The organism is Sphingomonas sp. AX6 (assembly GCF_902506605.1).
In the GTDB taxonomy this organism is placed as follows: domain Bacteria; phylum Pseudomonadota; class Alphaproteobacteria; order Sphingomonadales; family Sphingomonadaceae; genus Sphingomonas.
In genome coordinates, this window is sequence record NZ_LR733979.1 from 2,630,741 (window position 1) to 2,651,842 (window position 21,102).

Consider the following 21,102-nt stretch of genomic DNA (forward strand, 5'->3'; position numbering starts at 1 on the left):
CATCAAATGACGGCCACTTCTGGAGACAGGCTTCAGCACCATTAGCGTCCGTTTCTAGGGCGCATTGCCGAAAAGCCGGTTAGGCAAAGACACAACCTCCATCTTGCTGCGAAGATGGTTTCTTGGCTGCAATCGACTGCAGCATTGACCGAGCAGGCCTACTCAAAGCTGTGATCGGGTACTGAGTCCGAGTCCGGTGCTCTGTTCCACTCGTGCAGGATGTGAGATCTACGCAACTGTCGAACGATGCCATTAAACGCAGCGGTGCAGCCTTGAGCGCGTCCGATCTCGTTCTCTTGCCCAGCCGCATCCCAATAGAGCTCTAATGGCCACCGCTCGGGGCAGTGCGGGAGTAAACATCGAAGCGCCAAACGGATCTCAATCGTATCAACCCGCTTGGTGCCGGAGCTCACCATCCCGTTGCGGAGAATGCGCAAAGAGAGGTCGACAACCACCTGCTGACGTCGCGATAATCTTGTCATCTCAGCGGAAGTCGCGCGTTTTGACCCGGACCACATCTTCGGGATCCATTCCACCATCGTGCGGCGGCCAATAGGAATTGCGAACTGCAGGTTGCCAGCCGGGATCGCCGCGATCGGGACTACCGGCATAGCGCGCTCCATCACCGCGGCCCGTAACCGGCCGAAACGACATCTCGCCGACCCTGCTGAGCATGGCGGTGTGATCGGTGATCCGATCACAGATCACGTGGATGATCTCGCCTTCTTTCTGGACCCGCCCTTTGAGACTGACCATCGCAGAGGTCATGACCGCGCGGCGTTGCGACTCAAATCGGTCAGGCCAAAGGATGCCATTGGCAATGCCCGTTTCGTCTTCGATCGTGATGAATAACACGCCTTTGGCGCTCCCCGGCTTCTGACGAACCAGGATGATACCCGCCACCTCCACGTGACGCCCATCGCGGATGGTGGCCAAGTCAGCGCATGTGACGATGCCTCGTCTGCGAAGGTCCTCCCGCAAGAAAGTCAGCGGATGAGCGCGAAGGGACAATTGAAGCGATCGATAATCCTCCACCACCTCACGACCATCGGTCATTGGCGATAGGGCAACAGCGGGTTCGATCCCTTCGGGGCTGAACGCATCCTCACGCGCATCGGCTGCCGCGAATAATGGCAGCGGTGCTTCGCCGAGCCCCTTAACCTTCCAAATCCCCTGGCGCCGATCCTGTCCGAAAGCATGAAACGCGTCGGCTTCCGCCAACCGCTCAATGGCAGCCCGCGGAACGCCCGCACGTCGCCAAACCTCTTCAACCGATTGAAATGGCGCATCGCCCCGCGACGCCACAATCGCGGCTCCGTGTAGGTTGGCCAGCCCTCGCGTTAAGCGCAGTCCCAGGCGCACCGCCAACCGTTTCCCCTTTGTCGGCTCAAGCGTACAATCCCAACGGCTCGCATTCACGCAGACCGGTTGAACTTCCACACCGTGCTCACGCGCATCGCGCACGATCTGAGCCGGCGCGTAAAACCCCATTGGCTGAGCATTCAGCAGCGCTGCGCAAAAGACGTCCGGATGATGATGCTTCATCCAGCAACTGACCCAGCAAATTTTGGCAAAGCTGGCCGCGTGGCTTTCGGGAAAACCGTAGCTGCCAAACCCTTCGATCTGCTTGAACGTGCGCTCGGCAAAATCTCGCGGATAGCCACGCGACACCATGCCTTCGACCAGCTTATCGTAGAAATGGCTGACGCCGCCGGTGAACTTGAAGGTCGCCATGGCGCGTCGGAGCTGATCCGCCTCTGCCGGAGTGAACCCTGCCCCGACGATCGCCACCTTCATCGCCTGTTCCTGGAATAACGGCACGCCCAGCGTCTTCTCGAGCACCGCGCGCAGTTCAGGCCGTGGATATTCTGGTCGCTCCTTCCCTTCCCGGCGACGGAGATAGGGGTGGACCATATCGCCCTGGATGGGGCCCGGTCGGACGATCGCAATTTCAATGACCAGATCGTAGAAGCGCTGCGGCTTCATGCGCGGCAACATCGCCATCTGCGCACGACTTTCGATCTGAAACACGCCCAGCGTGTCAGCCTTCTGGATCATCGCGAACACGTCCGGATCATCATCCTGCAGATCGACCATGCCGACGCGGATACCCTTCGCAGTCTCAAGCAGATTGAAGGCTCGGTTCATGCAACCGAGCATTCCCAGGCCAAGCACATCGACCTTCATGAACTTGAGCGCGTCGATGTCGTCCTTGTCCCATTCGATCACCTGCCGATCGGCCATCGCTGCGGGTTCGATCGGCACCAGGTCATCCAGCCGATCATGGGTCAGCACAAAGCCGCCCGGATGCTGTGATAGGTGTCGTGGGGTACCGATCAGCTTGCTTGCCAAGTCGAGCGCCAGACGAAGGCGTCGATCCTCAAGGTTCAGGTTCAATTCGGTCGCCTGTTTCTCGCCAACGCCGTCCGCGGACCACCCCCAAACCAGGCCAGACAATGCCTTGGTCATGTCTTCGGGTAGGCCGAGCACCTTGCCAACCTCGCGGATAGCGCCCCGAGCGCGGTATCGGGTTACGACGGCAGTGAGCGCGGCATGCTTGCGACCATAGGTCTCATAGATCCACTGGATGATCTCTTCACGGCGCTCATGCTCGAAATCGACATCGATATCTGGCGGCTCCTTGCGCTCGCCAGAGATGAACCGCTCGAACAGCAATTCATGCTTGATGGGATCGATGCTGGTGATGCCCAGTACGAAACACACGCAGCTGTTCGCGGCCGATCCCCGACCCTGGCACAGGATCCCGCGACGCCGAGCCTCGGTAACGATGGCGTTGACCGTCAGGAAATAGGGTGCGTAGCCCTGTGCCTCGATCAGCTTAAGCTCGTGTTTGATCTGCCGAGCATGGGCATCCGGCACGCCGTCTGGAAACATGCGATCCGTCGCCGCGGAAGTCAGTTGGCTCAACGCCTCATGCGCGGTTAGCCCCTCGATGACAGTTTCGTGCGGATACTGATAGCTAAGCTCTTTCAGGTCGAACGTACAGCGCCGGGCAATATCCACGGTGGCTACCAACGCGTCAGGAAAGGCGGCGAAGCGCCGGCACACCTCGTCAGGACTTTTAAGCGCGCGGTCGCCATGCCGTTCTCGCCGGAACCCCAGCGTGTCGATCGTGCATTTCTCTCGGATTGCGGTCACCACATCCTGCAGCAACCGGGCCTCGCGGGCATGATAGAGGATGTCGCCAGTTGCAACCGGTCGCACGCCTGTCTTACGCGCCAGATCCGCTAATGAATGTAAGCGTACAAGCTCGTCCGGACGCCGCCTAAAGGTCAGCGCTAGAAAAGCGCGGTCGCCGAACGCCTGCGCCAATGCCGTGAGGTCCGTGCCCAGCCGTTCGTCTGCCTGATCGGGAATCAAGATGGCAATCAGGCCGTCGCTATGCGCCACCACGTCTGACCAGTTAAGCGTGCACCCGCCCTTGCCGGCGCGAGACTTTCCAACCGTGAGCAGCCGGGTTAGTCGCGACCATGCGGGTCGGTCGGTCGGGTAAAGGAGGAAACTGGGACCGTCGGCGAGATCAATTCGAGTACCGGCGATCAGTCGAACGCCGGTTGCCTTTTGGGCGTCCCAAGCCCGGACGATGCCCGCGACGCTGCCGAGATCAGCGACCCCTAGCGCCTGATGTCCTTGCAATGCGGCAGCCGAGAACAGCTCCTCTGGCGATGATGCGCCACGTAGGAAACTGTAATGGCTGGTGACCTGAAGCTCGACATAGCCGGTCATCACCCGAACAGTCCGTGAAGGTACCAGCTTAGATCCCCCGTTTCGGAATCGACCCCGTCACCCCGCCGAAACACCCAAAATCTGGCGCCGGTCTCGTCCTCTAGGCGGAAGTAATCTCGCACAGCCCAGACCTCACCGTCCCGACGCCACCATTCTCCATGAATACGCTCAGGGCCGTCCCCCGCGACCACCCGATGGATTGCCCCACGCCACTCAAAACGACGAGGCGGGGCGTCAGGCAACAATGCGATGACCCTGTGCAACGGCTCTGGGCGCCTTAGCAGTCGCGCTGGCCGACTATAGATTGGCCATCCAAGAGGGGGCTCGAGCGGCCCGATTTGCCTTACCGCACGCTCGGGCACGTCGCTTTCGACGGCACTGACCCGAAATAGCGCAGCGGACCCCACCCGACCAACCAGTTGATCAATCGCGCTCGCGATATCGGGCGTGGCGGGCTCGCCCGCCAAAATCGCAGGCATCTCCGCGGCAGAGAGAGTTTCGGTACGAAGCGCTTCCATACGCATCGCTTCAATCCCGAACCCCGGCTCGATCCGGTCGATCCGCAGTGAGATAAGGCGCAAAAGATGGCGTGGGTCGCGCGTCGCCTTAGCCGTTCCGAAGGCTACATGCTGCGCACCGCCATCGACACGTAGACACGAAAGTCGGATCGCGCGCGCACCCAGTCCCCGGGTCCTGAGCATGGCGCTGAGATCGTCGCACAGGTCGCCTGCCACCTGTAAAATCGCTTCGGCCGTGGCAATTGGTTCAAGCAATCGACGTTCTACGACTACTGGATCTCGTGGCAGCACCGGATCGATCGGCTCTGCGATGCGACCAAGTGCTTGGTCCAGCCGCTCGATGGCAGGCCGTCCCAGCCGTCGAGCCAAAGGTGCACGGGGCAGTCCCAACAGGTCACCGACCCGGTCCAAGCCAAAGCGCTTCGCTGCATCAATGGCACGGTCTTCCAGCCGGAGTGCCGCAACCGGCAGTACTGCAATTGCCTGTGCCCCCTGCCCCATTGGCACGATCGCCATTGCTCTACCGGAATATCGCGCGATCGCATGCGCGGCTCCCACGGTGTCGGCCACCGCGATACGGCCCGTGAAACCAAGCCGCTTGAGAAATCGGATAACCCGGCGGCAAAACCGCTCTTCGCCCCCGTGCAAATGCGCGGTGCCGGTGAGATCGAGCAAAAGGCCGTCTGACGAAGCCGCGGCAATCGGTGTCCAATGCGTTGTCGCATGTAACGCCAGCCGTCGAAGCGATAACTCGTCAGCAGCTCGATCATGGGCGCGAATGTCGAGATCGGAAACCAACGCGCGCGCATGCGCAATTGCCATTCCAGTGGACAGACCCAACGCCTCGGCAGCCGGACACACTGCGACCGCCAGTAATGTTCTTCCCACCGGCTCGGACAGAACTAGCGGTTGGCAGTGCGGGGTGATGGCCTCGGCGAAGGTTTGATCGGCGCGCCTGACCTGCGATTTGAACGGGTGAGCCGCGGCCTCGGAATGACGACCGAGCTCTCGCGCAGCCGGACGACGATGCTTTGGCAATGCCGCAATCTGGGCATCGACTTGCGCACGCGCCCATTTGGCACCCGGACGCCAGCCACCACCGCGCGGTACCGAACACGCACCCGGATCGTCATCGATCGGCAGTGCGGCTGGCAATCGCGGCTTAAGCGGCTCTTTGGATGATCGCTCCACTCGCCGAACGCGCTCGATCGCGAACATCGGCAAGTGAAGCGAGGCGACCCGTCGCATCGCAGCCCTCAGCATTAGTAGAAAAAGGATGGCCGCCGCGTTGACGGACAAGTTCTATGGACCAGCGCGTCCTGCCGATGCCCGGCACACCAAGTGGCGCGGAAGGGACCGCCCCGATACGCCAGCGCGTCGTCGCGACTGAAGGTTCAGATAGGGGACACCTGGCTGCTCGCTTCCACCGGCGCAACAGAAGCACTGGGACCCCCGCGTCCTCGGCGACCAGCTGAAGCCGACGCAACGCGGTCATGCTCGCCTGCCGGACCTCGCCCACAACGGCCGCAAACGCGCCATGTCGAGCGGCATCTTCCACCAAGGCAAGCACATCGGCATCTTCACGCGCTTCGGCGTGGATCAGTTTTGCAGGGCCTAGGCCCACCTGCTCGAGTCCAGGAGCGTAAAGATCGTAGCGGGACAGCGCCCAAAGGACGTTTGCGTTTGGCGCCGAAGCAAATCGAGCGGCAATGCCTGCTGTAAACAGCGCGGCGCACGCGTCGTCGGTTAAGGTCGACGTCGTAGGTGCGATTTCATGAAGCGCCTGCGTGATCAGCCCGCCGCACGCGAGTTGATCATCTATTTCGTCAATACCAAACGGAAGCACAGCCTTCATCGCAGTCTGATCCGGTGCGACGGCGGCCCTAAGGGCAGCGATCTGATCGCGAAGAGCATTTGTAGGGGGCATTGCAGGAACGACTCACTGTGTTCCTATAATGTTCCACTTTCTGAACTGTCGCGTCAACGTCCGTTCGGCGCTTTCAGCACCTGCACAACGCGTTCGAAACGCGTGACCGGGATTCAGTCAGATCTCTTACGGTCGATCAGCGCGACGGTTGCGGGGTCAGGTGAGCCAAACCACCGAATGATCGCGGCTTCGAACAAAGGCCCGCCACCGGCCATGCTAAATAACGTCAGCGATGATCGTAGCTTGAGCGCATCGATTTCACCAAACACGTCGATTGCGCTCACGTCTTGGAGATCCTGCAGCGCGGCAACGGCTTCGCGCAGTCTGGGACCGAGGATCGGATCGGTCAGATAAGCCTTGGCCTCATCGATCGAACCGATTGCGTAGTGCTTGGCAATTTCGCTTCTGCCCAAGCCTGCAAGCTGGGGGAAGATAAACCACATCCAGTGCGTCCGCTTCCGACCCCGCCGGATTTCCGCAAGCGCCTCCGTATAGGTTCCGTCCTGCGCGCTGATGAAACGCTGGAGCTCGTGAGGATGGGTGGTGCTCACTGTGAAATGACGCCTCCAACACCAATTTAGGATTTAATTCGGCCGTCTATTTGGGAGCCATGGATATCAATGGCAGCATCACTGGCTGCGGGTTGGCAGCAAGCGCAGGCGTTATCCGGCCGCTTTGTCCCGGCCGCGAGCCGTCGTCGCTCGGCGCGGTTGGGCCTGGTCGGAAAAGCTGCGCCGATGTTTCCGCCAACGTTGTTAGCAGCATCGCTCATTTATCGACCTTTGTAGCGCCATCGAATTCGTCGAACGCGCTGACGATTTCCTCGACGGCGGCAGGGTTATTCACATCGACCGAAACCTGTACGCCACCAGCATGCGCGCCATCGTTGCGAGCTTCTTCGCCAGGTGGAATGGTAGAGCTATCGGATCCGTCCACCTCGACACCCGCGCTGTTTTGAGCCCCCTCGGCCGCGATAAAGATATCGCTTCTCTCAACATCAAATTCTTGAACAAGCCGCTCAACCGCCATTTCGGCATCTCGGCGGGTCTCAAACAAACCTGTGATACTGGTGCACATAGCCATCTCCTTCTCGGACGTGGATCTGGCAACGTTTGCAGGGTCCTGGAAGGTCCGAATCAATATCAACTCCCGCATGCGGCACAGTTGTTCGTCTCGTGAGATCGATGCCCTCCTGAGCTGCGATCGCCGGCAAGGTCGATCATTTACTCGGGCGAAGCGTCGGCCCCCTAACGGATTGAATGTGATGGGTACGACGATGCAATCCTAGCGTCCCCTTCCGTCCAACTGGATCGAGCGACCAGAACGCAAGCGATCCATTGCCGAACGGCAACCGTCGCCGAGACCAGACCCGCCGTTTGTGGGCCGGCTGCGGACCGTCAGGTTTCAAACAACAGGCCTGGAGTAACCGCCATTCGTATTCCGGCCACGGCGTGGCCCTTCGAACGTCGGGTGATAGGAAGATCAGCCGCCTGACGGTTTTCCGTTTTGCGCCTTATGTTAGCGGGCAACACACCGCAGACCGATCGAATATCGCGAAACTGGCACTTTGCGGGCCGGCGGCCAGCGACCATCGAACCGCACAAAATTTACATCAACTACCCTCGCGGATCAGCCCCGCCGCAGGCACTCGACGGGTTTGGTCCGTCGGAACTCCGCGCAGCTCCAGCGTACCTCCTCGGCCGCGCCCACGCCTGTGCGGTTATAGCTGAACGAGATCGCGTCGATCGCGCTACCCGGCATCGGAAAACGGCTCGGTCGGTGCCTTGCGTCCGTCCAGCCGATCAGCTTGCACTGCGCGAACCCTTGGCAACGCTGGATTGCGAGTTGGAGAAAGCTATCGGGGTCGGCCCCCGCGTCGAGCGCGACAAGGAACACGCCGTCAGCGGGCGCATCGGAGCGATCGGGCAAACGTTCGGGGGGGGGGGACGCAACCATTGCAACCTCCAGGGCGGTTGCGGCGAGCGCCACCGCATCTGGCGCATCGGCAGGCATGGCCGCGATAGCTCCCGAACTTGCGGTATCGCGGTGGATACCCGACAACCAGCCCAATCGCGCGATGCTCGGCTCCACACCTGCGTAGCTGCCCGTGAAGTTGCCGGGCCGCAACGCGCTAGCCTGAAAGAATAGGTGGGAATCGACCGCCGCGATCTTGTCGAGCGTACGGCTCCAATAAGGATGCACCCAATCGGTGTGGTAATGAGTGGCGTGGCCAACCGTCGCATCGGTGACGCCGTTCAACGCCTCGATCGCTGTGCGCCGCGCCGCTTCCCACGCGCTCGCCGAGGGGCGGTGCCGGGTCATCGCACCGTCGCAGGTAAAGGTGAACTGGCACCCCGTGCTGCGCTCGCTGCCCTGAAAAACCACACCGCAAACCGATCGCGGATAGGCCGGGTTGCGCATCCGGTTGAGCACAACCTGCATCACCGCGCGCTGCCCGCGCGTGTCATTCCCGGCTTCGTAATATCCCGCCGCTGCCAGGCAGTCGGCCGCGCGGGTGCGATCAGCGACCTCGCCCGAAATGAAGAAAGGCGGCGCGCTCCGTGTCGGCACGCGGGCAAAGGGGATGGCGGCGTTGCGTGTCTGCGCCGCAACCAATGCCGGGGGCCGCCGGTCGCTGGCGATATGGTCGAGGAAACCGATCAGCGGCGGTGCGGCTGTCGCGGGCATCGCCGGCCTGACGGGCCGCGCGGCGGCAACGCCCGGCTGATCGGCAGGCGCGGTGAGCATGACGAAGATCGCAAACAACCCTCCGATTTGCAGCCCTGTCTGGAAGCGCGCGCCGACCACCTCTAAGCTGCGACGCGGAGCGTCGCCCCCGACCGGTCGGGCACCCGCGTCAGGATGCCGATCGAATCATATTTTCGGTTTGCGGGCGCAAACGCAGCCCGCGCGAGCAGCATGACGCTGCGCCACCGCGAATGACGCTTGGCCCCGCCCGCTATGCCACGGCGTGCAAGCCGGTCGTGAATTTCGCATTCCCACGCGCGCCAGCTCGGCGTGAACAGCCGGGTGAAGCCGTTGTGCCGCCACGCCGCGATGTCCAGCCCGGCGGCGTCCGCCATCTTCGCCAGCCCATCGGGGGTGAAGAACCACAAATGCCGCGGAGCATCGAACATCTCGGAGCATTGTCGAAACGTCTCGAAATGGTGGCAGGCGGCGTTCGGCACCTCGATATAGCCGATTCCGCCCGGCGCGGTGAGTTGCCGCATGGTCGCCAGTGCACGCATCGGATCGATACAATGCTCCAGCGCATGCGACATGATGACCAAGTCGAAGCGCCGATCCGCGAGTTCGGAGGGCGGCGCCTCTGCGGTGCCTGGTAGCGCCGTTAGCCCCTGCGATGCGACATAGGCGCGCGATCCGGGATCGGGGTCGATGCCCAGCACGTCGAATCCGCGCTCACGAAACGCAGCCAGCTTCTCGCCGTCGCCGCAGCCAATGTCGAGCACGCGCCCACCGGACGGAAGCATCGCCGCGACGGCATCAACATCGAACGGCGTCGCACGGTCGGCGGCCCAAGCGAGTCGGATCAGGATGCGGTCGATCAGGCCGGGCGAAACGGCGTGCATGTGACTCTCGCCATGGGTGTAGTAGGATTTGAGGTCGTAGAAGCCGCCGACCTCGGCCGGATCGGGCATCCGCGACGACCGCGCTAGGCCGCAGCCGTCGCATCGCAAAATTCGGCCGAACGGCGTCGGTTCGTCCTTCTTTGCGTCGATCGGCATCGCGATCCAGCGACGCATCAACCCGGAACAGGCGGGACAGTCCATGATGGCCTCCTTCACTGGCCAGCCTGCGTCAGCGACTGTTGCGACACCATCGGTGGAATCAGGAAGGCGATCGACGGTGGGCGATGCTGGTTGGGCGACATCAAAAGGCATTGGGATGGACCAGCACGCCGACCGTCGCCGCCAATATCCGCATGTCGCGCCACAGCGACCAGCCTGCGACATATTCCAGATCGGCCTGAATCCGGTGGACGATCGCGCCGCGCGTATCGGTCGCCCCGCGAAAGCCCCGAATCTGCGCGAGCCCCGTCAATCCGGGCTTGGCGGCATGGCGCAGCCAGTAACGGCGATCGACCGCCCAGAACAATTGGTCTTCCGCGGTCGATCCGGTCGCGTGTGGGCGCGGCCCGACAATGCTCATACTGCCGAGCAGGACATTGAGCAATTGCGGCAGTTCGTCGATGCTGGTCCGCCTGAGAAAGCCGCCGACGCGGGTCAGCCGCGCGTCGCCACGCGCGGTCGACCGGTGTCCTCTATCATCGAGCTGCTCGACGCGCATGGTGCGAAACTTGAACAGGTCGAAAAAGCGATTTCCTTGACCGATCCGTCGTTGCGCGAAGAAGATCGGCCCGCCATCGTCGAGCTTGATCGCGATCGACACGACCAGCAGCGCCAGCAACATCAACGGCAATAGCCAGATCACCACGATCAGGTCGAAACCGCGCTTCACCATCCGGTCGCGCAAAGCGAGCTGACCTTTCGACACGCATGCCGCAATCCGTCCGCGGTGGCGATCGACACTCAATATCCCGAGTGCCTCGAATTCGGGGAGCAGCAGTTCGACGTCGATGCCGGAGCCCTTAAGCGCCAGCACCCACGCTTCGCGGTCAGCGGGGCGGCACGCCAGCAATACGCGATCGGCGCGCCAGATCGTCCGGCCCAGCCGGTCGAGTGATTCGGGGCTGTCGAGATCGCAGGCCGGGCGCAACTGACGCGCGTCGATCGTGCTGTAACCGAGTTCGGCGGCGGCCACCGGATCGTCGGCGATGACGATTACCTCGATCGGACCATCGGGAAAGCTGCGCTGCGCCAACCAGTGCATGAACCGTCGCGCAGCGACCACCGCCACCGCCGAGGCGGCGATGCCCGAAACGAAAAATCCGCGCGAAACATCGACGTCCAACTCCCACGCGAACCCGATGCCGACAACTAGAAGCGCCGACAGGAATAGTCCGCTAAGCGCCATGCGCAGTCCAGCGGTCCAACTCCTCAGCATCCGAAGCCCGTAACCGCCAAGCTGGAAGGTCAACGCGACGTGTAGCGTGGCGAGCACCAGCAACAGCGGTTCACCCGGCAGGATCGCGCCGAATTCGGGTCGAGCGATACTCGCCATCTCGAAACTGGCGGCGATCGCGATCCATTCGATCACAGCCATCAGAATATAGAGTTGAAGCCGTCGGTGCGCCTTACTCCGTTTTCGCCTGCCGATACCCGGATGGATCGAAGCAACGCCGAACTCTTCGAACGCGAGGGCGGATACTCCTTCAGGCGGCGTCATGGTCGACCAGCCTGGCGGGTAGAGGCTGGCAATGCGCTGCCCAATCGCGAGGGATTGCGCGTATCGCGACTGCATCCACCATCACCTCGACCGGTGGCTGATGGCTGATGAAATGCATCGGGCTCGCGGTCAGGCCGTAAGCGCCGCTGTTGTGCACTGCGATCAAATCGCCGGGCTCAAGATTCGGAAGGTCGATCCCGCCTGCCAGCCGGTCGATCGACGTGCAAAGCGGCCCCGTCACATCGACCTTTTCGGTCGGTCCTTCACCGCCGACCTTGTGCATTTTGTAAGCACGTCGAATCACCATGCCGAACAATCCGCTTGCCGGCAGGTGATTGTTCATACCACCGTCGCACAGCGCGATCCGGCTGCCGCGCGATTCTTTGATAGAGACGACGCGCGTGACGAAATACCCCGCCTCCCCCACCAGGTAACGGCCGAGTTCGAGGGCAAGGCGTGTCCGCGCGAACCGCGGATTGGCGCGCAACGCATCGAGCGCGGGCGTAATGCCCGCTACGACCGCATCCAGGTCGATTGGCGTATCGCCTTCATGATAAGGAATGCCGAGCCCCGACCCAAACACCAGCTTGTCGGGCGCAAGACCGTGCGCTTCGGCCAGATGCCGAAATAGCGCGATGAAGGTGCGATAATTCTCGACCACGGCATCGGCACGCAGGCATTGCGTGCCCGAATAGATGTGGAAGCCCCGTACTCGTAGATGGGGAAGCGCCAGAATCAGCGGCAATGCCTCTGCGGTCTGTTCGACGTCGATCCCGAACGGCGACGGGCTACCGGCCATCTGGTCGCCGAACCCGCGCGGCACGGCATCGGGGTTAATGCGGATCAGCACGGCCTGACGCCGTCCCATCGACCGCGCAATGGCATTGGCGGCGACCGCCTCTCGCGGGCTTTCGACGACCAGCTCGCCGATCCCGGCCGCGATCGCCTCGGCCAATTCGGCGTCGCGCTTGGCCGGTCCGGTGAAGCTCAGCCGTGCCGCGTCCCATCCGCTGCGCAGTGCCAACCGCATCTCCCCGATCGAGGAGATGTCGAGCAGCGGGATGCGCGGTGCCAACCATGCGAGCATCGCCGGATTGGGATTGGCCTTCACCGCGAAGCTTAGATCGAACCGGCCACCAAACGCATGGTCGAGCGCGGCGATGCGCGCCTCGATCGGCGCGGTGAAATAGACGAAGCACGGCGTGCCGTACCGGTCCGCCGATTGGCGCAGCCAGGGGTCGAGCGCAGCATCGATCATGGGGTGCGACTTTCGGCAAATCGGACGATGCGCTCGACGCTGTCGAAATTGTCGAGTGTCACATCCTGTGCATGAATCTCGATGCCGGCCGACTCCTCGACCAGCGCGATCAGCGACAGCATCGCCACCGAATCGAGCGCGCCCGACGAAAAGAGCGGCGTGTCGATCGTGGCTGTCCCGTTCAGGCCGGACAATTCGCGGACATTGTCGAGCAGTCTTACATGGTCGATCATCATGGCGTCGGTTCCTGGAGGCTGACAGGTTCTGATTGCGCGGCGGTCGTGCGGAGCACGACATCGGGTCGCGCGAGCTTTCCGCTCGGCGTGCGCGGCATGGCGTCGGGCCAGACATGGATGGCGCGCGGCACCATGTAGGGCGGCATCGCGCGGCGGCAGTGCGCCATCAGCGCGTCGCGCGTCGCGCCGGGCAGCAGCGTCACCGCGACCTGCACGTTCTGGCCCAACAGGTCGTCGGCGACGCCAAACGCGACGACGTCGGCAACCTGGCCACCGGCGTGGACAATGTCCTCCACCTCGTCGGGGCTGACGCGGAAACCACTGGTCTTGATCAGCGCGTCGGTGCGCCCGACGAACCACAGATCGCCGTCGGCGTCGATCCGGACGGTATCGCCGCTATAGACCACGGGCTCGTTACCAATCCGGGCGGCGAGTTCAGGGCAAGGGCGAATTTTTTCCGCGGTCGCGTCCGGACGGTTCCAATAGCCCATGCTGACTAAAGGCCCGCGGTGAACCAGCTCGCCCTGCTCTCCCGGACCAGCGACGCCCCCGCCATGTTTGATGACGTGGATTTCGGCGCTTGGGATGGATCGCCCGATCGATCCGCGCTTTTCCATAAACCGATCGGGCGAAAGGAAGGTCGAGCGGAAGGCCTCGGTCAGGCCATACATCAGCACGATGTCCACGCCGGGAAACACGTCGGGCATCCTGGACAGCGTCGCATCGGGAATCGCGCCGCCCGAATTCGTGACTCGACGTAATGACGGGAGAGGGATCGTCTGCGCAGCGAGTAATCGCACGAGCTGGATCATCAGTGGCGGCACAGCAGCCAGGCCGGTGATGTCATGCCGCACCATCGCGTGTACCACCTCGCTCGCCATCGCGACGCGGTGATGGACTATGGTGCCGCCCATCAGCAGCATCGTCGTCAACTGGTTCAGGCCATAGTCAAAACTGTAGGGCAGCACGCTCAGCAGCCGGTCGTCTTCGGCAAGGTTAAGGTAGCGCGCGACCGATCGCGAGCCGGTGACGATATTGCGATGGCTCAGCATGACCCCCTTGGGCGTGCCTGTCGATCCGGAGGTATAGATGATCGCGGCAAGGTCGCAGTCGAGCACCGGCGCGATTCCAACTCGCGGGGCGGGCTCGACGAATGCGCCGGTGTCCTCGGCGGGTAGCAAGATCCGTGCGCCATCAACGGCGGGGGCAGCGGCGGGTTCAAGAATGAAGGCCGCCGCCCCCGAATCCTGAGCGATGAAACGCAATTGATCGGCCGTCAGCGCCGCGTTGACGTTGACGAACACCGCCCCGATCTTCGCGACCGCGAGCATCGCTGCAACTTCGTGCGCGGACTTGCGCAATTGAACGATCACGCGGTCACCGCGCAGTACCCGAGCGGTGACCAACCACGCGGCGATCCAGTCGCACAGCGCGCCGACCTCTGCGTAGGTGTAGCTGCGTTCAGGATCGACGATCAGCGGCTTGTCGGCACGCCTGGCGAGATTGTCGGCGAACAGCTCGTAAAAGGTTGTGGAAAGGGCATTCATCTGAACGGCCCCAGCCGCGGGTAAATTCTCGCGGGCGATCCTACAACGATCGAGTCCGACGGAACGTCGGTCGTCACTGCGGTATTGGAGGCGATCCGCACCCGGTCGCCGATGCGGATCTTACCCAGCACGGTCGAATTGACACCGATGAATACATCGTCGCCGATCACCGGCGCGCCCTCGCGCATGTTGGTACCGATCGTGATGTTGTGCATGACCCCCAGCCTGTCGCCAATCACGGCGCCGGGATGGACCGACAGCGAGCCTTCGTTATTGACGATGTGCAGATCGACCCCGATCGTCGCTTGGGGCGGAAGCCAGATCTTGGTCAGGTTGGCGACGAACAGGTAGCAGAAGCCATAGAGTTTCGACGCCAGCTTGCGCGACAAGCCGTGCCGCCGCGCCAGCGCCCAGCGGCCATAGCGATAGAGGACCAGCGACAAGAACGCGCCGTTCAGCAGTCGCGACCCATGCCGACGATAATCGGCCCGCAACACCCCCCACGCCGAGCGGGTTGCCGAAAACTGATCGACGTCAGAAGAGGTCGAGCGTGCGTTCGATCTCGTCGATATCTGCAATAAACGCTTCATTGGTCCCCTTCCCCACCACAAATCCGAAATCCTGACCCTGACGATCGGTCGCCAGTTTCAGCACCGTTACCGCCCGATCGGGCGGCTGGATCACGCATAGCCCCGCCCCGCGCGGCATCGTCATCAGGCCGTGACACAAATGGCTCCCCTCGATCCCTGCGATGATTTTTGCCCCAGCACAGGCCTGGACGATCTCGTCGAGTGACGATGCGATCGGATCAAGAATGCGAAAGCCGCGCCGCGCCAATCGGTCGACGACGACATGCTCGTTCGACATTGTTCGGCGCGCGCCACTGGCACCGCGCAATAAATAGACGCCGGGGTGGCGGGGCGGCTCCTCGCCCACCAGTCGGTGGCGCAGATCGTCGGCGCGCTGGCGACGGCCTTCATTATGGGTGCGGTCCTCGAACAGCACCAGATCGTCGAACCACGCCGCCTGGACCCGTTCCGGACTCATCTCGAGCGCTCGTTCGTAAGACCGCATGTGGCCAACCGGCATCTGTGTGGTTATCGGCCGACCGACGCTCTCGGCCAGGCGATAGGTTAGGCAATCGTCGATCAGCCAGTTGCCGAACCAGCGATTGCCGGGCCAGCTTTCGTACAGCGTGCCCAGGTCGCGCTCCTCGATCGCGCGGGCGACCGGAAAATGCCTGCCGCGCGGGCGCAGATGACGCCACGCGCCATCTGCGTGCAGCACCCCGTCGAACAGCAACACATGGCGCAGCCGGTATGCGACCGTCGGCGACTGGCGCGATTCGAACCCCCCGCGAAGGTCGCGCACTACGTCGTCATGGCTGCCGAATGCGGCAACGCCGATCCGATCGATCTGGCCGGGCAGGCATCGCGCGGGCCGCACCTCTACCGGGGTTCCCTCTTCCACGATCCAGCGATCGACGGCGACCGTTGTCAGATCGGGCAGGCCGCGCCCGATCTTGCCGCGCAGCGCATGAATTGCTGGACGCAGCGACCCCCGTCGCCGCGGTGCCGCCGCCGCGGTGCGATCCATCAGGGCGACATCAGACGCCAATGTCGGCCGCCCCCACCAGCTCGACGGGCGGCGGCAGGGTGGAAGGCGCGGCATCGGCACCGGCCAGGCTTGCGAGGATGGCAAACATCGCTGCGACGACGAATACGAAGGTCGGCAGCAGCCAGACCAACACCAAAATGGCAACGTAGATCATGAATTCCCTCCCACGTAACGAAGGAGAGTGTCCCACAGAGCGCGCCCGGACTGCATTCGGCGGACCGGGGACGGAGGTTCGATTAGGCAGAATTGATTGGGAGAAATGCGGATGGGCGCGGACGCGCGCCTGCGTCATTCTAGCAAACGCGAAAACGAACGGTCGGGGGACTTCCGCATGGCTATCGCACAGCGTGTCGCGCCCGCGGTCGGGGGATCGGCCCGACGTGGAGAACGCGCGGTCGATCTGGCAAACGCGAATGTCGAACGGTACGCTCCGAGGGCAACGGTCCGGATCGCCTATCTCACTAACCTCTACCCTGCGATCAGCCACAGCTTCATCCGCACCGAGATCGAGGCGCTGGAACGCGCAGGATGCGAAGTTTCGCGGTTCTCCGTCCGCCGATCAACCTCGCTATCCGACGATTCCGACCATGCGGAGGCAGCCCGAACCGACATCCTGCTGGACATTCCGAAACTGGTGTCTGTCCTTATACGACAGATCATCGCGCATCCGGTTCGCACGACTACGACATTTCGGGCGGCAATCCGGCAAACATGTCGCAGCGGGTTCAGTCGTGCCAACCTGCTCCGCGCCGGTGGTTACCTGGCCGAGGCCGTGACGCTAGCCGATGCGATGCGACGCGCCGGGCTGCGTCACGTCCACGCCCATTTCGGCACCAACTCCGCCAGCGTAACGCGGCTGGCAGCACGTTTGTCGGGGGTCAGCTACAGCTTCACGGTCCACGGTCCCGACGAGTTCGACGCACCCTCCGACCTCGACCTTGGCGGCAAGATCGCCGATGCCGCCTTCACGGTCGCCGTGTCGAGTTTCGGTCGCAGCCAGCTGATGCGCTGGTCCGATCCTGCGCATTGGAACCGGATCGCAGTCGTCCCATGCTCGGTCGCGCCGCGCTTTCTCGCCGCCGAACCACGTGCCGCCGATACGCGCCGTCTGGTCTGCGTCGCCAGGCTGAGTGCACAAAAGGGTTTGCCTTTGCTGATCGAGGCGGTGGGCAAGCTGCACGACCTTCCCCCGTTTCGCATCGAGATCATTGGTGACGGCGACCAACGCCCGGCAATCGAAGCGCGGATCGCCGATCTGGGCATCGGCGATCGTGTTCGATTGCTGGGCTGGTGCTCGCCCGAACGGGTGCTTGAAGAAGTCGCGACCGCGTGCGCCTTCGTCCTCCCCAGCTTCGCCGAAGGATTGCCGGTTGGCATCATGGAGGCGCTGGCGCTGGGTCGCCCCGTCATCGCGACTGCCATCGCCGGCATTCCCGAACTGGTCGATGCGCAAACCGGGTGGCTGATCCCCGCCGGGTGTGTCAACGCGCTGTCAGACGCAATCCGCGCCGCGCTCGACGCACCGCTGGAGGTGCTGGCAAGCATGGGTGCAGTCGGCCAAATACGGGTCCGCGACCGTCACGACCCGGACGCGAGCGCGGCGATCCTTGCCGATCTGTTTGCGCGCCACGCTTAAAGCCGCGCGGACGGAATCAGCCGCAACGCCAGCGGCAGCCGGTCGCGCCATAGCGCCGCGCGTTGTTGGCGCGCGGGCATCTTCGCGGCGAACCGCGCGATTTCTCGCCGCGCCATACCGGTTCGTTCGCACAGGAACGGATGCCGCGGTCGTTCGGCGAAGTAACTGTAGAAGATTGCCGCCCGGTCGCGGGCCGTTGCGGGCTTGCCCCGGTGGAAGAAGCGCGCGGTATCGGTGAAGATCGCGGTTCCCCCTTCGCCCTCGCAACTAATGATATCCTGACGATAATCTTGGCCCAGCCGGTCCGAAAGATCGGCATCGCTGGCAAGACCATAACGATATCCATGGGCATCGCTTTGCGCCGAGTCGTGGCGTTTGATCATCTGGAACGGCCCACCGTCTTCATCGACACTGTGCAGATAGACCGCGACCTTCAGCACCCGCCGGTCTTCCCAGTCGCGGTGCCATTTCCGGGTCGCGACCTCGCGTCCGTCGGCAACCGTGTAGTTGATGCAGACGCCATCATAGGCGGGTGGCAGTCCGATATAGGCTTCGGCAATGTCGAGCAGTCGGTCCTGCACCCCCCAGACGAAGAATTCGGGATGCTCAGCCAGCCAGTCGGGCGGAATGTAAAGGAATGGCTCGCCGCGCGCCGCGCGCATCCTTGCTTCGGCAGCATAGCGATCAGCCAAGAGCATACCCTGTTCGATTAGAACTTCGTGCGCGGTAAGGCCGAGGGCAGACAGGCTAGCGACGAAAATGCCGTCGCGATTCAATGCCTCTACGATGCGGGCGTCAATTCCTGCAAGAACAGGCGGGCTATGGCGTTCGATCGCACGCGCGTGACGCAGGCCGAGCGTCTGGCGAATGCGGGGGTGGTTGCACAACCGAAGCGCCGATCGGGCGGGCAGGTCGCGCAACCACGCCCGATGGCTCGCGAACCGGTCGCGCAGCCGCTGGGCAAGGCCTGGGGAATTACTTGTCACAGCTTCCGCCGTGAGGGATCCGCTAATCGCTTCCACATCGCCCTCCCGGCGTTTTTCCAGAGCTGTGAGTATCAGGGTCGGATACGGTTCCAGACGGCGCGCGCCCGCTGCCGCCAACCGCGTGGCGGCGCATCGGCATAGTGATAATAGCCATAGTCGATCCGGGTTGCGGCGCTCGAGATCGACTTGTTGAGCACCGTGCCCAGCACCGGGGTAGGCTTCAGTGCGTCGATCGTGTCGCGCAATGCGCGCCGCGTCGTGCGCCCCTCCTCGACGACCATCAGCACCCCGTCCAGGCCCGGCGCGACCAACATGAAATCGTCGTCGATGAACACCGGTGGCGTGTCGATGATGCAGATCGGCGCATCGGGCAGTTCGCGGATCGCCTCGAACAAATGTCGCGTGCGCAGCGATCCCAGCAGCGCCCCCGCATCGGCACGCGGCTGGCGTACGCGGTGCACCGTCAGGTCGAAACCGTGAATATGCTCGACGCTATCCTGCCAACGCGCGTTGCCGTCCAGGAAATCGTCGATACCGATAGAGGTTTGTCCGACCCCCAACCTGGTGCCAATCGTCGGTCGTCGAAGGTCCAGCTCGATCAGCTTCGTGGGCGCGATTCGGCTGAGCACCGCAGCCAGGTTGACCCCGACATGCGTTTTACCGTTGCCGGGCTGAACCGACGTCACCGCGAACACGCGCTGGCCGGTCTCCCGCACATGTTTCATCAGCTTCGATCGCAGCGCGATGAAGGAATGCGCGCGCTCGGCAAGGTTGTCGAACCCGACGACATGATTTTCGGCCAAAAATTCGTGCGTCAGGTCCAGCGGTTCGGCGTGCCCGTCGCCCGCGATGGCTGCCAGTCGCTTGATGGTTCCGGTCTTAGCTTGCATGGCCCTCCCTCCCTCCGCCCGGCCAAATCGATCGAAGCCATCCCGGGCCCCATCCCCCCGCTGGACGACGATCGAGCGGCACGATTCCGATCGGTGCGCTGCCGATGATCCGCGCCAGCGTCGCTTCGCCGTGGATCGTGCCGCGCAACAGTTCGAACCCAATGGTCAGCACGCTGCCGAGCCCAAGTCCGCCGATCAGTCCAACCGCGAGCAGCATGATCCGTCCAGGCCCGATCGGCTGGTACGGATAGCTCGGCTCATCGACGACGGAGAAACGCTCGCCCTTGTCCTCGGCCTGTAAATTGGCTGCCACTTGAGCGTCGAGCTGCTTTTCGCGCAAATCCTCATATTGGCGGCGCAGATTGTCGTACTCACGCTCGACCATGGTCAGTTCATAAGACGCCTGCGGTGCAAGCGCGGTGCGTCGATCCATCTCCCCCATCGATGCGACCAATTGGGCGCGACGCCCGGCCAGCATTTGAATGCGTTCGCGTCCGGCGGCGATCTCGCGTTGCACGACCTCGCCCCCGGAACGAGGGACGGAGTTTAATGTCGCGCGTTGGCGCTCGACGGATGCGCGGGCAGCGACGACCTCGGGATAATCGTCAGAATAGGTCGCGCTCAACTGATTTAGACGTTCCTCGGCGCGGCGAAGTGCCTCGGCTTCAGGTCGTGGTGCCTGCGCGATTTCGCGCTCGCGTGCGGCGAGCAAGCTTGCTTGCTGCGCCAATCCCTGACTCTCGGCGTCGATGCGCGCTATTTCTGCTCGAAGCGTCGATTCCGATTGAGCACTGAGCGCGACCTGACTTGGTAAGGCACCTGCATAACGGGCCTCGATCGAACGTCGACTTTCCTCCAGCGCGCCCAGGCGGCGTTGAAGTTCGTCGGCGCGTCGACCCATAAAGGCGGCGGCTCCGCTCGCTTGTTCGGTTCGAATGCGTTTGTCCGCGTCGAGATACATGTCGGTCAGGGTGCGCGTCACCGCTTGCGCAGTCGCTGGGTCGCGATAGGCGAAGGACAAAGTGAAGGCGATCGTCCGGTCGCCGCCATTTTCGGTCGTGCCGACCAAATCGACGCCAATGGCACCACGCATTTTGTTGAGCACATCGTCAAGCGGCAGCGGCGCGCGTTCGTCGGCATAAAGCCCGTGTTCGACGATGATCGCGGTCAGGCTGTCGCGGCTCACCACTTGTTGCCGGATCTTGGCAATTCGCTCGTTCGCCACGCTGGTGATCGGCGACGCGACCAATGTTGTCGGGATCAGCTGGGAATCAATCAACAAGGTCGCCGAAGAGCGGTAGATCGACTTTTGAAGCGACAAGGCGCCAATCAAGCAGGCGACTAACACTACGATCAGCCACAACCGGCGGCGGTAAAGGATTGTCAGAAGCTCGCGCACGTCGAACGTTGGGCCTGATGGTGCCAGTTCTTCG

At 62.9% G+C, this 21,102-nt stretch carries 18 protein-coding genes; 1 reads left to right on the plus strand and 17 read right to left on the minus strand.

What is annotated here, in order from left to right:
* Positions 1-483 precede the first annotated feature (483 nt).
* The 14 genes from ENHY17A_RS12700 to ENHY17A_RS12765 all read right to left on the minus strand — a co-directional run bounded on the left by ENHY17A_RS12700 (position 484) and on the right by ENHY17A_RS12765 (position 16,311).
* Positions 484-3,747, minus strand: coding sequence for an error-prone DNA polymerase (locus ENHY17A_RS12700; RefSeq protein WP_159713216.1), 3,264 nt, complete (start codon positions 3,745-3,747; stop codon positions 484-486).
* The gene (locus tag ENHY17A_RS12705; protein WP_236547949.1) at positions 3,747-5,483 is read right to left on the minus strand and encodes a Y-family DNA polymerase; all 1,737 of its coding nucleotides are present in this window, start codon (positions 5,481-5,483) and stop codon (positions 3,747-3,749) included. The genes ENHY17A_RS12700 and ENHY17A_RS12705 overlap by 1 nt, the downstream gene beginning before the upstream one ends.
* Positions 5,428-6,120 (minus strand): ImuA family protein, encoded by a 693-nt coding sequence (locus ENHY17A_RS12710; protein WP_159713220.1) that lies wholly within the window; start codon positions 6,118-6,120, stop codon positions 5,428-5,430. Before ENHY17A_RS12710 ends, ENHY17A_RS12705 begins: the two co-directional genes overlap by 56 nt.
* A 185-nt stretch (positions 6,121-6,305) precedes the next feature.
* Positions 6,306-6,743 (minus strand): DUF1810 domain-containing protein, encoded by a 438-nt coding sequence (locus ENHY17A_RS12715; protein WP_159713222.1) that lies wholly within the window; start codon positions 6,741-6,743, stop codon positions 6,306-6,308.
* Positions 6,744-6,960: 217 nt separating this feature from the next.
* On the minus strand, positions 6,961-7,269 hold the full coding sequence (locus ENHY17A_RS12720) for a hypothetical protein (RefSeq protein ID WP_159713224.1): 309 nt from the start codon (positions 7,267-7,269) through the stop codon (positions 6,961-6,963).
* Between the two features lie 552 nt (positions 7,270-7,821).
* The gene (locus ENHY17A_RS12725) at positions 7,822-8,940 is read right to left on the minus strand and encodes a cell wall hydrolase (protein ID WP_159714602.1); all 1,119 of its coding nucleotides are present in this window, start codon (positions 8,938-8,940) and stop codon (positions 7,822-7,824) included.
* A gap of 62 nt (positions 8,941-9,002) precedes the next feature.
* Complete coding sequence (locus ENHY17A_RS12730; protein WP_159713226.1) at positions 9,003-9,983, minus strand: class I SAM-dependent methyltransferase; 981 nt, start codon at positions 9,981-9,983, stop codon at positions 9,003-9,005.
* Positions 9,984-10,083: 100 nt separating this feature from the next.
* Entirely contained in the window at positions 10,084-11,376 is a 1,293-nt protein-coding gene (locus tag ENHY17A_RS12735) for a sugar transferase (RefSeq protein ID WP_159713228.1), read from the minus strand.
* Positions 11,377-11,485: 109 nt separating this feature from the next.
* Complete coding sequence (locus tag ENHY17A_RS12740) at positions 11,486-12,757, minus strand: type III PLP-dependent enzyme (RefSeq protein ID WP_159713230.1); 1,272 nt, start codon at positions 12,755-12,757, stop codon at positions 11,486-11,488.
* On the minus strand, positions 12,754-12,993 hold the full coding sequence (locus ENHY17A_RS12745) for an acyl carrier protein (protein ID WP_159713232.1): 240 nt from the start codon (positions 12,991-12,993) through the stop codon (positions 12,754-12,756). Before ENHY17A_RS12745 ends, ENHY17A_RS12740 begins: the two co-directional genes overlap by 4 nt.
* The gene (locus tag ENHY17A_RS12750) at positions 12,990-14,540 is read right to left on the minus strand and encodes an AMP-binding protein (protein ID WP_159713234.1); all 1,551 of its coding nucleotides are present in this window, start codon (positions 14,538-14,540) and stop codon (positions 12,990-12,992) included. The genes ENHY17A_RS12745 and ENHY17A_RS12750 overlap by 4 nt, the downstream gene beginning before the upstream one ends.
* A complete protein-coding gene (locus tag ENHY17A_RS12755) occupies positions 14,537-15,037 on the minus strand; it encodes a DapH/DapD/GlmU-related protein (protein ID WP_236547950.1) in 501 nt (166 codons plus the stop codon). The genes ENHY17A_RS12750 and ENHY17A_RS12755 overlap by 4 nt, the downstream gene beginning before the upstream one ends.
* Positions 15,038-15,074: 37 nt before the next feature.
* Positions 15,075-16,136, minus strand: a complete 1,062-nt coding sequence (locus ENHY17A_RS12760) for a glycosyltransferase 61 family protein (RefSeq protein ID WP_159713238.1) — start codon at positions 16,134-16,136, stop codon at positions 15,075-15,077.
* Positions 16,137-16,146: 10 nt separating this feature from the next.
* The gene (locus tag ENHY17A_RS12765) at positions 16,147-16,311 is read right to left on the minus strand and encodes a hypothetical protein (RefSeq protein ID WP_159713240.1); all 165 of its coding nucleotides are present in this window, start codon (positions 16,309-16,311) and stop codon (positions 16,147-16,149) included.
* 177 nt (positions 16,312-16,488) lie between these two features.
* Between ENHY17A_RS12765 and ENHY17A_RS12770 the strand changes: the two genes are divergently transcribed.
* Positions 16,489-17,793: a glycosyltransferase family 4 protein gene (locus ENHY17A_RS12770; protein WP_159713242.1), complete on the plus strand. Its 1,305-nt coding sequence runs from the start codon at positions 16,489-16,491 to the stop codon at positions 17,791-17,793.
* Here ENHY17A_RS12770 and ENHY17A_RS12775 read toward each other — a convergent pair.
* The 3 genes from ENHY17A_RS12775 to ENHY17A_RS12785 all read right to left on the minus strand — a co-directional run bounded on the left by ENHY17A_RS12775 (position 17,790) and on the right by ENHY17A_RS12785 (position 20,948).
* A complete protein-coding gene (locus tag ENHY17A_RS12775; RefSeq protein ID WP_236547952.1) occupies positions 17,790-18,779 on the minus strand; it encodes a hypothetical protein in 990 nt (329 codons plus the stop codon). The two genes, ENHY17A_RS12770 and ENHY17A_RS12775, sit on opposite strands and share 4 nt — an antisense overlap.
* Positions 18,780-18,850: 71 nt before the next feature.
* Positions 18,851-19,669: a CpsD/CapB family tyrosine-protein kinase gene (locus ENHY17A_RS12780; protein WP_159713244.1), complete on the minus strand. Its 819-nt coding sequence runs from the start codon at positions 19,667-19,669 to the stop codon at positions 18,851-18,853.
* Complete coding sequence (locus ENHY17A_RS12785) at positions 19,659-20,948, minus strand: GumC family protein (protein WP_159713246.1); 1,290 nt, start codon at positions 20,946-20,948, stop codon at positions 19,659-19,661. The genes ENHY17A_RS12780 and ENHY17A_RS12785 overlap by 11 nt, the downstream gene beginning before the upstream one ends.
* Between the last annotated feature and the right edge of the window lie 154 nt (positions 20,949-21,102).

Excerpts from the sequence above, each read along its gene's own strand:
- ENHY17A_RS12745 (WP_159713232.1), bottom strand. The coding sequence starts at position 12,993 with ATGATGATCGACCATGTAAGACTGCTCGACAATGTCCGCGAATTGTCC.
- ENHY17A_RS12730 (WP_159713226.1), bottom strand. The coding sequence starts at position 9,983 with ATGGACTGTCCCGCCTGTTCCGGGTTGATGCGTCGCTGGATCGCGATG.
- ENHY17A_RS12720 (WP_159713224.1), bottom strand. The coding sequence starts at position 7,269 with ATGTGCACCAGTATCACAGGTTTGTTTGAGACCCGCCGAGATGCCGAA.
- ENHY17A_RS12740 (WP_159713230.1), bottom strand. The coding sequence starts at position 12,757 with ATGATCGATGCTGCGCTCGACCCCTGGCTGCGCCAATCGGCGGACCGG.
- ENHY17A_RS12710 (WP_159713220.1), bottom strand. The coding sequence starts at position 6,120 with ATGAAGGCTGTGCTTCCGTTTGGTATTGACGAAATAGATGATCAACTC.
- ENHY17A_RS12735 (WP_159713228.1), bottom strand. The coding sequence starts at position 11,376 with ATGGCTGTGATCGAATGGATCGCGATCGCCGCCAGTTTCGAGATGGCG.
- ENHY17A_RS12725 (WP_159714602.1), bottom strand. The coding sequence starts at position 8,940 with ATGCTCACCGCGCCTGCCGATCAGCCGGGCGTTGCCGCCGCGCGGCCC.
- ENHY17A_RS12760 (WP_159713238.1), bottom strand. The coding sequence starts at position 16,136 with ATGGATCGCACCGCGGCGGCGGCACCGCGGCGACGGGGGTCGCTGCGT.
- ENHY17A_RS12765 (WP_159713240.1), bottom strand. The coding sequence starts at position 16,311 with ATGATCTACGTTGCCATTTTGGTGTTGGTCTGGCTGCTGCCGACCTTC.
- ENHY17A_RS12705 (WP_236547949.1), bottom strand. The coding sequence starts at position 5,483 with ATGTTCGCGATCGAGCGCGTTCGGCGAGTGGAGCGATCATCCAAAGAG.
- ENHY17A_RS12770 (WP_159713242.1), top strand. The coding sequence starts at position 16,489 with ATGGCTATCGCACAGCGTGTCGCGCCCGCGGTCGGGGGATCGGCCCGA.
- ENHY17A_RS12700 (WP_159713216.1), bottom strand. The coding sequence starts at position 3,747 with ATGACCGGCTATGTCGAGCTTCAGGTCACCAGCCATTACAGTTTCCTA.
- ENHY17A_RS12780 (WP_159713244.1), bottom strand. The coding sequence starts at position 19,669 with ATGCAAGCTAAGACCGGAACCATCAAGCGACTGGCAGCCATCGCGGGC.
- ENHY17A_RS12750 (WP_159713234.1), bottom strand. The coding sequence starts at position 14,540 with ATGAATGCCCTTTCCACAACCTTTTACGAGCTGTTCGCCGACAATCTC.